General features: G+C 41.9%; 17 protein-coding genes. 13 read left to right on the forward strand and 4 right to left on the reverse strand.

What is annotated here, in order from left to right:
• Positions 1-489 precede the first annotated feature (489 nt).
• The 9 genes from CL181_RS19740 to CL181_RS08710 all read left to right on the forward strand — a co-directional run bounded on the left by CL181_RS19740 (position 490) and on the right by CL181_RS08710 (position 7,789).
• Complete coding sequence (locus CL181_RS19740) at positions 490-642, forward strand: lmo0937 family membrane protein (protein WP_141398849.1); 153 nt, start codon at positions 490-492, stop codon at positions 640-642.
• A gap of 50 nt (positions 643-692) precedes the next feature.
• Positions 693-932, forward strand: a complete 240-nt coding sequence (locus CL181_RS08675; protein ID WP_097298916.1) for a hypothetical protein — start codon at positions 693-695, stop codon at positions 930-932.
• The gene (locus tag CL181_RS08680) at positions 932-1,216 is read left to right on the forward strand and encodes a hypothetical protein (protein WP_097298917.1); all 285 of its coding nucleotides are present in this window, start codon (positions 932-934) and stop codon (positions 1,214-1,216) included. Before CL181_RS08675 ends, CL181_RS08680 begins: the two co-directional genes overlap by 1 nt.
• 17 nt (positions 1,217-1,233) lie before the next feature.
• Positions 1,234-1,443, forward strand: a complete 210-nt coding sequence (locus tag CL181_RS08685) for a hypothetical protein (protein ID WP_097298918.1) — start codon at positions 1,234-1,236, stop codon at positions 1,441-1,443.
• A gap of 492 nt (positions 1,444-1,935) precedes the next feature.
• Positions 1,936-3,693: a circadian clock protein KaiC gene (gene kaiC, locus CL181_RS08690; protein ID WP_097298919.1), complete on the forward strand. Its 1,758-nt coding sequence runs from the start codon at positions 1,936-1,938 to the stop codon at positions 3,691-3,693.
• A complete protein-coding gene (locus tag CL181_RS08695) occupies positions 3,690-3,992 on the forward strand; it encodes a circadian clock KaiB family protein (protein WP_097298920.1) in 303 nt (100 codons plus the stop codon). Before kaiC ends, CL181_RS08695 begins: the two co-directional genes overlap by 4 nt.
• 46 nt (positions 3,993-4,038) lie before the next feature.
• Positions 4,039-4,380 (forward strand): circadian clock KaiB family protein, encoded by a 342-nt coding sequence (locus tag CL181_RS08700; protein WP_097298921.1) that lies wholly within the window; start codon positions 4,039-4,041, stop codon positions 4,378-4,380.
• 4 nt (positions 4,381-4,384) lie between these two features.
• Complete coding sequence (locus CL181_RS08705) at positions 4,385-7,360, forward strand: PAS domain S-box protein (protein ID WP_097298922.1); 2,976 nt, start codon at positions 4,385-4,387, stop codon at positions 7,358-7,360.
• Between the two features lie 54 nt (positions 7,361-7,414).
• Complete coding sequence (locus CL181_RS08710; RefSeq protein ID WP_097298923.1) at positions 7,415-7,789, forward strand: response regulator transcription factor; 375 nt, start codon at positions 7,415-7,417, stop codon at positions 7,787-7,789.
• 5 nt (positions 7,790-7,794) lie between these two features.
• On the opposite strand, the gene CL181_RS08715 is transcribed toward CL181_RS08710, so the two are convergent.
• Complete coding sequence (locus CL181_RS08715; RefSeq protein WP_176505124.1) at positions 7,795-8,952, reverse strand: ATP-binding protein; 1,158 nt, start codon at positions 8,950-8,952, stop codon at positions 7,795-7,797.
• Positions 8,953-9,047: 95 nt separating this feature from the next.
• On the opposite strand from CL181_RS08715, the gene CL181_RS21495 reads away from it, so the two are divergent.
• The 3 genes from CL181_RS21495 (at position 9,048) to CL181_RS08720 (ending at position 10,042) form a co-directional block, all read left to right on the forward strand.
• Entirely contained in the window at positions 9,048-9,104 is a 57-nt protein-coding gene (locus CL181_RS21495) for a helix-turn-helix domain-containing protein (protein ID WP_141398851.1), read from the forward strand.
• Positions 9,105-9,605: 501 nt separating this feature from the next.
• On the forward strand, positions 9,606-9,779 hold the full coding sequence (locus CL181_RS20270) for a hypothetical protein (protein ID WP_176505125.1): 174 nt from the start codon (positions 9,606-9,608) through the stop codon (positions 9,777-9,779).
• A gap of 14 nt (positions 9,780-9,793) precedes the next feature.
• Entirely contained in the window at positions 9,794-10,042 is a 249-nt protein-coding gene (locus tag CL181_RS08720; RefSeq protein WP_097298925.1) for a hypothetical protein, read from the forward strand.
• A 7-nt stretch (positions 10,043-10,049) separates the two neighbouring features.
• Here CL181_RS08720 and CL181_RS08725 read toward each other — a convergent pair whose 3' ends face one another.
• The 3 genes from CL181_RS08725 to CL181_RS08735 form a co-directional block, all read right to left on the reverse strand.
• Positions 10,050-10,628, reverse strand: a complete 579-nt coding sequence (locus CL181_RS08725) for a response regulator (RefSeq protein WP_097298926.1) — start codon at positions 10,626-10,628, stop codon at positions 10,050-10,052.
• 185 nt (positions 10,629-10,813) lie between these two features.
• The gene (locus CL181_RS08730) at positions 10,814-10,993 is read right to left on the reverse strand and encodes a CsbD family protein (protein ID WP_097298927.1); all 180 of its coding nucleotides are present in this window, start codon (positions 10,991-10,993) and stop codon (positions 10,814-10,816) included.
• Positions 10,994-11,033: 40 nt separating this feature from the next.
• On the reverse strand, positions 11,034-11,306 hold the full coding sequence (locus CL181_RS08735; protein ID WP_097298928.1) for a hypothetical protein: 273 nt from the start codon (positions 11,304-11,306) through the stop codon (positions 11,034-11,036).
• A 452-nt stretch (positions 11,307-11,758) separates the two neighbouring features.
• On the opposite strand from CL181_RS08735, the gene CL181_RS08745 reads away from it, so the two are divergent.
• Positions 11,759-12,211: helix-turn-helix domain-containing protein (locus tag CL181_RS08745; RefSeq protein ID WP_141398850.1), on the forward strand; the 453-nt coding region annotated here is incomplete at its 3' end.

Below are 12,211 nucleotides of genomic sequence, written 5' to 3' on the forward strand. Positions count from 1 at the left end.
AAGACTGGAGTTGCTTAATATCGGTTTTGCGATTTCTGCCTTCCGTTACACAGATAACGTCGGCTTCCAAGATCAACAGAATTTCGGGGCTTATAACCTTCACATCCATTATATTGCGGCCTAGTATCCCTACCCCCCAGCTTCACATTCGGTCTGTTACCAGACAGGGTGTGGGGTTCAGTTCTGAGGTGGCGGCTAGCCTTTCCTCATGCTGGATTTGCACCAGCTGGCGACTACGAACTTTGCTCGGCGCGCCTGCGTCCTCTGTTGTTGATTATACTTACTGAATTTATTTTCAATTAGGTTTCCTCAAAAATGCTTAATATGATTTGACAGTTGCAATGGTTTGCGGCAAAAAACGCTGTAAAATTGTTTGTTTCGAGCAGAGTGGAGAAGTCAAGTTTACTTTTAAAAATGACTGAGAGCCAGAAACAAGCGAAAAGATTATTAGCAATTAGTACAAATATTACATAAGAGGAGGTTAGTTGCATGGACTTATTCTGGACAATAGTTGTAATTTTGGTGATAATGTGGTTGTTGGGATATGGGTTCGGTTATCTTGGTAGCTTAATTCATATATTGCTGGTGATCGCTATTATCGTGGTACTGGTAAGAATCATCCAGGGACGTAGGCCGGTGTAATCAATCTGCACTGTAGATTCATACATAATATTCGTTGTGGAGGTTAATTTATGCAAGAAGAACAACAAGAAGAACAACAAGAAATAAAAGATCTAAAACATAAAATCGGTGAGCTGACCGCGAAATATGAAGACAAATATAATGAACTGTCTGAATCAATAAGCAAAGCGGTCAAGGAGAAAAAAGAATCGGCTGAAGCGAAAGTAAATGAAAAACCTCTTGCTTATGTGGCAGGAGCATTCGTGGGCGGGATTCTCGTGGGTTATCTGCTCGGGAGGGGAAAAGACTAGTGGAGCAAAGTATAACAGATTTTCTTTCCGGCCTTTCAAAATCGATAACCCAGGGATTTATCGAGCGTGGTGGAATTGGCAATTCCATAGAAGAAGGCATAAAGAAATCCAGAAAAAAGTTATTTATTACCGCGGTTGCGATCTCACTCGCAGCCACGGGGTTTTTCCTGACTTTCTGGGGGATTGCATCTGCAATTGATGCAATGTTCACTATGCGGGGCCTTGGTTTTGTATTAACAGGTTTAATTGGGATACTGGCCGGGGCGCTTGTATATAAGAGATAGAATGGGGAAGTAATTTTATGAAAGAATTAGAATTAATAGAGATAAAGCGTGAAATCAGTGAACTGAACACCAAATTTGATGAACTATCTAAATCAATAGGGAAAAAAGTCAGGGAGCAGCAAAAATCTGCTGAAGGGAGAGGGAATAAAAACCCTCTTGCTTATATGGCAGGAGCGCTCGTGGGCGGGGTTCTCATGGGCTACCTGCTCGGCAGGGGAAAAAGTTAGTGCAGCCGTTGGAAAGAATGGTGCGATAATTGTGGAAGTTCATATACTGGCTTCGCTTGCAGCAGATATGATCCATGACCGAAGCAGTAAAACTTGTTGCAAAGTCCTTTATAAAGGACATCAGCAAGATGAGTTGCACTGAATAGAAAACATACACAATTATCCTGAGTAACCTAATGCAAACTTGAGAAACTCTACAAAACAATTTACATGCGCGTGAATATGTATATATAGTGATTGTCCTAATTATTTATTGAGAAAGGGGAGTTAAAATAAATTTTTTCAAAATTATAAGCCACGTTTTTAACCCCTTCCCCTCTTTTTTCTCGTTTTTTGAATTTTATTGCATTGTTCAGCGGATTGAACATATATGACCATCATGTTTAAATAAGGCTATATAGATGGATAAATAATAAACTATCGAAAGTGGAAAACCTGATTAGTAATCACGACGTAGTGGGAAGCAGAAATCATTAAAAAAGGAACCAGCCAATGACTAAAGAAAAAAGTAATGTAAAATCCATGGAGGGCCTGCAAAAATGCCAGACAGGAATACGGGGACTTGATGAAATAACAGATGGAGGATTACCGAAAGGTCGTCCGACACTTGTATGCGGCAGTGCCGGGTGCGGTAAAACGTTGTTAGCAATGGAATTTCTTGTTCGCGGTGCAGTTCAATATAAAGAACCAGGCGTCTTTATGTCATTTGAGGAATCCTCAGAAGAACTGGTTCAGAATGTTGCATCTCTGGGTTTTGATCTAAAAGACCTTGAAGCAAGGAAAATGATGTCTCTTGATCATGTTCGCATCGAGCGAAGCGAAATCGAAGAGACAGGTGAGTACGACCTTGAGGGGCTGTTCATCCGTCTCAACCACTCTATCGATTCAATCGGCGCAAAGCGGGTGGTGCTTGATACCATAGAATCGCTTTTCGGCGGACTATCCAATGAAAGCATACTTCGCGCCGAACTTCGAAGGTTATTCAGCTGGCTGAAAGAAAAAGGCGTTACTGCAATTATTACAGGAGAAAAGGGCGAAGGTACCCTGACGCGGCACGGACTGGAAGAATATGTCTCGGATTGCGTGATCCTTCTTGACAACAGGGTGGATGTCCAGATTTCTACCAGGCGTTTGCGCGTCGTCAAATACCGCGGCTCAGCACACGGCACAAATGAATATCCATTCCTGATAGATGAAAAGGGGATTTCAGTGCTGCCCATTACATCACTCGGATTGCAGCACGATGTATCCAGTGAACGGATCTCCTCAGGCATCCCCCGTCTTGATACCATGCTTGGAGAAAAGGGATTCTATCGCGGAAGCAGTATTCTGATATCAGGCACGGCCGGGACAGGTAAAACAAGTACTGCTGCCAGCTTTGCTAATGCAGCATGTAAGCGCGGTGAACGATGTCTTTATTTTGCATTTGAGGAAGCTCCGAACCAGATTATCCGCAATATGCGCTCAATAGGCATTGATCTTGAACCGTGGATGAAGCAGGGTCTTCTGCAAATTTACTCGGTGCGCCCCACGATTTACGGCCTGGAAATGCATCTTGTAAAGATGGCAAAATTAATAGATGAATTTAAGCCCAAAGTCGTTATTGTCGACCCGATTACAAATTTGATCTCTATAGGTAATGAAACTGAGGTAAAAGCAATGCTGGCGCGTCTTATTGATTACCTGAAAGCAAAACAGATCACGGCTCTCTTTACGAACCTGTCGCAAGCCGGAGGTCCTCTTGAACAGACAGAGTTCGGTATTTCATCCTTAATGGATTCATGGCTATTACTTCGGGATATTGAGGTCGGTGGCGAACGTAACCGCGGTCTGTATATACTAAAGTCACGCGGCATGTCCCATTCCAACCAGATACGTGAGTTCCTGTTGACCGATAAAGGTATAGACCTGATAGATGTGTATCTTGGTCCCTCAGGCGTACTGACAGGTTCTGCGAGGGCCGCTATTGAGATGCAGGAAAAGACAGCAGGACTTATGCACGCTGAAGAAATCGAACGCAAGAAGCGTGAACTTGAACGCCAGCGCAAATCGCTGGAAGCGCAGATCGCAGCACTTCACGCAGAGTTTGAAGCTAAGGAAGAAGAAGTAAATATGCTTATTCACCACGAAAAACTTCAAGAGGAGACACAAAGAGAAGCCAGGAAAGAAATGGCGCATATTCGCAAGGCAGATGCGAGTAAGGGCGTGATCAACCAACCAAAAAAGGCAGGCAAGAGGAATATTAAATGAATGATATAACCGAACCGGAATCATGGGAGCTAAGACTGTACGTGGCTGGACAGACACCTAAATCAATAACAGCATTTAACAATCTTAAAAAACTATGCGAAGAGCATCTGGCTGGCAAATACAGGATCGAGGTAATCGATCTGCTAAAAAACCCGCAACTTGCGAAGGGCGACCAGATCTTTGCCATCCCGACCCTTGTACGAAAACTTCCCCAGCCTTTGAAGAAAATTATCGGGGACCTCTCAAATAAAGAGCGTGTCCTCGTGGGACTTGACCTGCGTCCACTCAGGGAAAAGTGAAAATGGAATACATATACGTAAGGAGCTTACAGGAGATTTAAGAATTATGGAAGATACACCGATAAAATATACTCAAAAAGAATATGAGGAGGCAATTGCAAAATCGGGGGAGGAAAAATATATCCTGCGTTTATACATTACCGGTATTACTCCAAAATCCACAAAAGCTATTCTGAACGTCAAGAAAATATGCGAAGAAAGTCTCAAAGGCCGCTATGAACTTGAGGTAATCGATATATACCAGCAGCCTGTTCTTGCTAAAGACCAGCAGATAATCGCCGCGCCCACGCTCATCAAGAAACTTCCTCTTCCTTTAAGGAGAATTATCGGTGATATGTCAGATAAAGAACGCATTCTTGTAGGGCTGGATTTGCGCCCCAAGAAATAAGAATATGAAGAAAAACAAAACAAAAGAAGAACTTCTACACGAAAACCAGGAGCTTGAGATACGGCTTGAGGAGGCTGAAGAGACCCTGCGTGCCATCCGCAGCGGTGAGGTCGATGCACTGGTCGTATCAACAGAACAAGGCGACAGGGTTTACACACTCAAAGGCGCTGAGCAGCCCTACCGTATCCTTATCGAGGAAATGAAGGAAGGTGCTGTTACACTGGCAGAAGATGATACCATTCTTTACTGCAACATGGGTTTTGCAAGGATGCTCAAATCGGCGCTTGAAAAAATGATCGGCACCGGAATTTCACAATTTGTTTCGCCTGTGGACAGGCTGGTATTCGATGAGCTGCTGCGGCAGGGCAAAAAAGGCGGCAGCAAAGGAGAAGTCACATTCCTGGCAGGGGATGGGACGATTGTACCGGCGCATATCTCTATCAATGCCATGCAGCTGAACGGGGTATCGACAGTTTATCTTGTTGCCACAGATATAACCGAACTCAAAACTGCCAAGGAGGCATTGCAAAAGGCACATGACGAATTAGAAATAAAGGTAGGGGAAAGAACCGCAGAGCTTGTAAACGCTAATGAAGAATTGAAGGCTGAAATGACCGAGCGCGAGCAGGCGGAAGAGGCACTGCGGGAGAGCGAGCAGCTCTGGGCCACAACCCTGGCCAGTATCGGCGATGCGGTCATTTCCACCGATGTCGAAGGACGGATCACTTTCATGAACGCAGTGGCAGAAGCATTGACAGGCTGGACTCTCGCTGAGGCTTCGACAAAACCGATAACCGATGTGTTCAACATTATCAACGAATACACTCGCAAGAAAGTTGATAACCCTGTCACCAGGGTGCTCCTTGAAGGGAACATTGTCGGTCTTGCCAACCACACGATCCTTGTAAGGAAGGACGGAACAGAAGTCCCGATCGACGACAGTGGTGCACCGATTAGAGACGGGGGCGGGAAGATTATGGGCGTGGTACTTGTCTTTCGCGACATTACCGAGCGCAAGCAGGCGGAGGAATCATTACAGGAGGCACACCGGAATTACAGTGGTCTCTTTAATAACAAGACCGTTGGGTTAGCGTATTGTAAAACGATCTTTGATGAACATAATCGTGCAGTTGACTATACCGTACTGGACATTAATGAAACTTATACCGTCTTGACGTGCATACAGAGAAAGGACATCGTTGGTAAAAGGATTACTGAGGCGGTTCCGGGTATCTCCCAGGATTTGATTGACCAGCATAACCGGGTAGCTGTGACAGGTGAGGATATCCATTTTGAGACTTACGATCCGGCTACTGATAGATGGTATGATGTGAATGTTTACCGTCCGCAGCCAGGTTACTTTATTTCTGTGTTTTATAATATCACCGCGCGCAAGCGAGCTGAGGAGGCGCTGCGCAGAGCGCATGATGAGTTAGAACTACGAGTTCAGGAGAGGACAGCACAACTGAAAGAAGCTAACAAAGCATTGGCAGAGAGAGAAGCAAGCTACAGGGAGCTTACTGAAAGCATTAACGACCTATTCTATGCGATGGATAGAGATTTAAAATATACCTACTGGAATAAAGCATCTGAAGTTCTCACAGGGATTTCAGCGAAAGATGCTATTGGAAAATCTCTCTACGAAATTTTCCCTGGTCTAAAAGGGACAAAAGTTGAGCAGTTCTATATCAAATCATTAAAAAAACAGCGACCCGGGCGTTTAGAGAGTGGGTTCCAGGTTGGGGACAAAAATTACATTTTTGAAATTAATATTTATCCAACTAAGACCGGTCTCTCTGTTATTGCCAAAGATATCACTGAGACGAAAATGCTTGAAGCGCAATTATTACGCGCGCAGCGAATGGAGAGCATAGGCACTCTTGCAGGCGGCATAGCGCATGATCTCAACAATGTACTGACGCCGATCATGCTGTCGCTGCAGTTGTTAAAGGAAAAAAACAAAGATGAACAGGGCCAGAAATTGCTTACCATTCTTGAGCAGAACTGCCAGCGCGGAGCTAATTTAATAAAGCAGGTTCTGTCTTTTGCACGAGGGGTAGAGGGTGAACGCAATCCTCTTCAGGCAAAACATGTTATCGCAGAAATCGAGAAGGTCGCAAAAGAGACATTTCCAAGAAATATCGAGATTCAGACCAATATAGAAAAAGATCTCTTTACTATCTCAGGAGACGCCACACAACTGCATCAGGTTATAATGAATTTGAGCGTGAATGCCCGCGATATTATGCCTGATGGCGGTGTATTAAGTATCACAGCCTCGAATTTTTTCATTGATGAGAATTATGCCCGGATGCATAAAGAGGCAAAAGTCGGTTCTTACGTTATCATTTCAGTTTCAGATACCGGAAGTGGCGTCCCTCCCAGGATAGTAGATAGAATCTTTGAACCGTTTTTCACAACAAAGGAATTCGGTAAAGGTACGGGACTTGGCCTGTCAACAGCACTTGCAATTGTGAGGAGCCATGGCGGATTTATAAACGTATACAGCGAGATTGGAAAAGGAACGACGTTTAAGATATATTTGCCCGCGGTTAAAACCGATATACAAAAAGAAGAAGAAGAAGAACAGCTTAAATTATACATCGGGCATGGAGAGTTGATTCTCGTTGCTGAAGATGAAGGCTCAATTCGTGAAATTACTTCCTCGACATTGGAAACATATGGATATAAAGTCCTTATATCCAGCGACGGTGCGGAGGCTGTGGCATTGTATGCCCAGAACAAGGATAAAGTTAAAGTTGTTCTTATGGATATGATGATGCCGGTTATGGATGGTTATACAAGCATCCGGGCGATTCATAAAATTAATCCTGAGGTTAAGATTATTGCAGTTAGCGGATTAGCAGAGAAGGATAAAATTGCAAAAATAGGAACATCTAATGCAAAAGCTTTTTTATCAAAGCCTTACACTGCTGAGAAGTTGTTAAAAACCATACATGAAATCATAAGCACAGAATAAGATAATAATGAAACCTTTGAATAGTATAAACGACAGATGAAATATGAGTGAGGTATGCAGATCAAAATATTGGTTGTAGATGATGAGAAGTGTATAGTCAACGCATTGAAGATGTCTCTTGAATGTGATAACTACAAAGTTATTGAAGCGTATACTGGCGACGGGGCCATCAGGAAGGTGCACTGTGAAGCTCCTGATTTGATCTTACTAGACATTATGCTTCCTGACATGACAGGTTATGAGATATGCAACAAGTTCAGGAAAGACCCGTTGACCCGATCAATCCCGATAATTATGCTAACCGGAATGGGTGAGACAGGCAGGATTGCAGGTATGGGATTAGGGGCGGACGAATATATCACAAAACCGTTTGACCTGAATGAACTCAAGGCAAAAATCCGCGCTGTGCTGGACTCGATAGAGAGATGAACGAATCAAACGATACCATTCTTCTTTTTCCCTGCAATTGGCAGCAAAAAGGTAAATTTACTCCCTTCACCAGCTATGCTTTCTGCCCAGATTTTGCCCCCATGCAGTTCCACCAGGTGCTTTGTAATAGCAAGACCAAGACCTGTACCTTCGTATTTCCTGGATATTCCTGAATCAAGCTGCTCATACTCCTGGAAGAGTCTTGGCATATCTTCTCCCTTGATCCCTATACCGGTATCAGAAACAGAGATCTTGACCATATCCCCCTCTTTTTTTACTGATACTGTAACAATTCCTCCCTCTTGCTTGCTGAATTTTATCGCGTTGCCCAGCAGATTGAAAAATATTTGCTTAACAGCCCGCCTGTCAGCCTTTATAGCCGTCATTTCAGAGTCGAATTCTTTTTTCAGGATTATATTATGCTGTGCGGCATTTTCTTTGATAAGGTCGAGTATTTCATTTACTGTATCAGGCACAGATATTTCTTCTATAGCCATTTCCAGCTTTCCTGCTTCCATCTTAGCCATATCGAGAATATTATTGATAAGGGTAAGTAAATGCTTGCTGCTTTTTAGAATATTATCCACAAATAACATCTGTTTTTTATTCAATTTGCCCTGTGCCCTTCCCTGCAAAATTAGTGAATATCCAATGACAGATGTTAGGGGAGTCCTCAGTTCATGACTCATAATTGCCAGAAACTCTGATCTGGTTTTGTTTGCGAAGATGAGACGCTCATTCTCAGAACGTAATTCTTCCAATTTTTTGCGGTCTGTGATGTCTTCGATCGCAAGGAGAATCATATCCGCACCCGCCCGATTGATCTGGCAGGCATTGAGCAGCATCACCTTTCGCCCTGTATCAGGAAGCTCCATCTCAACTTCAAAATCCCTGAACTGGCTATCCCTGGGAATATCTTCAAGTAATTCCCTGAGCCCGGGAATATTCCACACGCCGCTCCCAAGTTCATATAATGGTCTGCCCCGGGCATCTTCGATCGATATTTTGAACATCTTATAAAAAACATTATTCGCCATCTTCACACGCTGATATAAATCGAGAACAACAATAGGTTCTCGTATTGTATCTATGATGCTCCAGGCGTCCGTAATGGATAGCCCTTGCAGATTATCAATTTTAGCTTTTTTTTCTTTCCTGGTCATGTTTCGAATTCCCAAAAAACAATTGTTGAAGTTGTATGAAAGGGATAGGCAAAGATAATATCGTGTCAAAACAATATATATGTTGTTGAAGTAGTATGAAGAAAGCATTTCAATTCAGGATATATCCAAGCAAGAATCAAGAAGGATATTGACCAGTGATATGTTACTTTTTCCTGTGAACCTGAATTCGAGGATTTACAAATACAAAACATGGTGCAGAACCATCATCTTGCTAAATCCATATCAGATGCAGGATGGTCACAGTTGATGAACTTAACGTACCGCAGGAACTACGGGATTTCAAGCCTGCCTGAGCAATCTCAATAGAGAAGCAATGAAGCAGGAAGCTCCCCAGCTTTAGCGGGGAGTAGTTCATGTTAATAAATCCTCTGCAAAAATTCTGCCTTCATCATATTTGTTTTTCCAACTTTATTATACCATGTTTAAAAATAAACGATCGATTGGAAAGTTTTAAATACCAATGAATTTATCTGTATATTGTTTGCAAAGCAAGTGAACTATGGGAGTGGGAATTCATCGTGCCTGCCTCCCGCCAAAATCTGGTGTGGGGAAGGCACAATCCCTATAACAAATTTCCTGGTACAGTGCCAGCAAGCAATTTTTCCAGAATAAGGATAAGGAAGGTGAAATAAATGAGATATTCTATAGGAGATATAGTAAAATTTAAGACCGGGTCTGCTGAAACGCATAAAGGAGAAATCAAGTTCATAGAAGAAAATTCTAATGAAAGCACTTTGTATATAAACAGCTTCAGTGGGTGGGCATACAAAGTTCCTGAAAAAAAGGTTCTGGCACGATGCTGCTGACCGAGTAAATACAGATGACAGAAGCTGAAGTTTCATTATATGACCAGAAAAACGGGCATTTTTCCTTTGAGCATAATAATATAGACATACATGATAGAAACGATAGTGGAAATGATAGCAATAATCGTTTGATGCTCGCGTTCAGGGAGGAAAGAGCTGCACTTCTCAAAGCCGGCCTCACCGGTAAAGATATCGAATCATTGTACCTCAGGATCAATGGCATCGTTGTTATTGGTGTAAGCTGGCAGGACTTTAAATCATAGTAACATCTTAATCCATAGAAGTCCGTTTTAACCTCATTTTTATTCTTGCCTCTAATTCCCTCGGGTCAAAAGGTTTTATCATATAATCATCTATGCCAAAACCTATCGCTTTAAGCTTATCTTCTACAGTGGCCTTGGCAGACAAAATTATTATTGGCAAATTCTTTGTAGAATCATGTTCTTTTAACTCTTTGCAGACCATGTAGCCATCCATTTCAGGCATCATGATATCCAGGACCAGGATGTCAGGTGACCTGGCAAAGACCATACCCAGAGCTTCTTTTCCATTTGCAGCTTCCAAAATCTCGTATTGATCATCTATAGAATACCGGACAATGTCAATAACATTTTTATCATCATCTGCAATGAGTATTTTGATTTTCTTTTCAACTATTTCTTCTTCATTTTTTAAAAACCAGATTTTTGTTGTGCCTATCTCTTCGCCATCAACCAGGTTTTTTTCTTTCATACCATCCAGATATTTCAGGGCAGTTGCCTTGCTCATATTTACCCTGCTGACTATCTCGGTAGTTGTTAGTTTTCCATTTTTTAGTACGTTAAGCAATTCTTTTTCTCGCCAGTGCATATTTTACTCTTCAAGTTTGTTTAAATTTAAATGATCGTATATTGGTTTATGACTATTAATATTTGCTTACAGAAACAAGGATGATTTCAGCAAGATTATGTGGCAAAATTCATAAAAAAGTTAAAGAAAAAAATTAAAGAAAATGTTTGAGGTTGTGGCCCCAAACACTTGCATATTATACGGCGTTATTCCTCAAAGACTTTTTTGACCTGGCCGACCTTTTCTTGAACTTTGCCGGCCTGTTTTTCTACTTTGCCTTCTGCTTCCAGTTCAGGGTTATCGGTGAGTTCCCCCGCAGTTTCCTTGATTCCGCCCTTTATTTTGTGAACTTTGCCTTTAATCTGATCTTTTGTGCTGCTTTTCATAGTATATTATTCCTCCCTTATTATCTGATTGTAATTTTAACTATCTGCGCTCCAGCATATCTCCTATGTAGGTGCCTATGATGAATAGTACTGCAAGGATTATAACTTCGATAAATAAGTACACTCCGGCTAAACTGCCAAGCAGCAGAATCGCTCCGCCCCATAATAATCCAAGCCCTACCATTATAGCACCCAGGATTATTCCGATCACCACTCCTCTTTTCAATAATGCTGAACGGTCTTCTTTGCCCGGTTTCATGTAGCCATAAATAATTCCGATTATAATTATTAATATCTGCAGTATATATGCCATAACATCCTCCTGATTTTAAACACCATATTCCAGATACTCTACGAGTCTTCCATTATCTTTTCCTGAAACATTGTCCCACCCAAATAGATGCATATATCCACTCCTTGCTTAATAGCATTTAATATTATTCACATTTATCCACATATACTTTGCGCTGGAAGTCAGCGTTATTGCGTCAGCAAGTCTGTTTGCCTTGAACCCACAATATCAGGAGAATCTTTTCCTGCACAACTTTCCCAAAATCCTGCAATTGCACTTTGAGCGTATTCATCATATTATTTATCTTCGTGGGTTCAAAGGGTTGAGAATACCCCTTCCGATAGGTGGGGGATGAATCAGACCCTTTGCAATTGTAATACCTATCCCGAAAAAAGTATTGTTCAGATAGCATTTTAAGGGATAGGCATAACGAATATATAGTATCAAATACATATATAGATTGTTCAGATAGCATGAGAAAATCATTTCAATTTCGGATATACCCAAACAAAAAGCAAGAAGTAGCTCTTGAGAGGACTCTTTCTACATGCAGACATCTTTACAATGATGCTCTTGCAGAGAGAAAACGAAATGCTGAACTTAACAGACTTCAAAAATCATTCGATCTATTCCTGTGGGGGTATCCTGAATGGATTAATTACTATGACCAAGCAAATCAACTACCATTGACAAAAACAGCATTCCAGAAAGAAGTACATTCACAGGTACTACAGAATACCCTGAAGCGTGTCGAACGAAGTTTCCAGAATTTCTTTAATGGCGCAGGATATCCGAGATTTCAAGGAAGGAATAGATATAATTCATTCACATATCCCGGTAGCGGTCTGAAACTCAATCTTAATGAAGGTAAGCTCATTCTCTCTAAAATAGGTGGTTTGAAAATCATATTGCATCGAGAAATTGAA

The sequence above is a fragment of the Candidatus Methanoperedens sp. BLZ2 genome, assembly GCF_002487355.1.
GTDB lineage: Archaea > Halobacteriota > Methanosarcinia > Methanosarcinales > Methanoperedenaceae > Methanoperedens.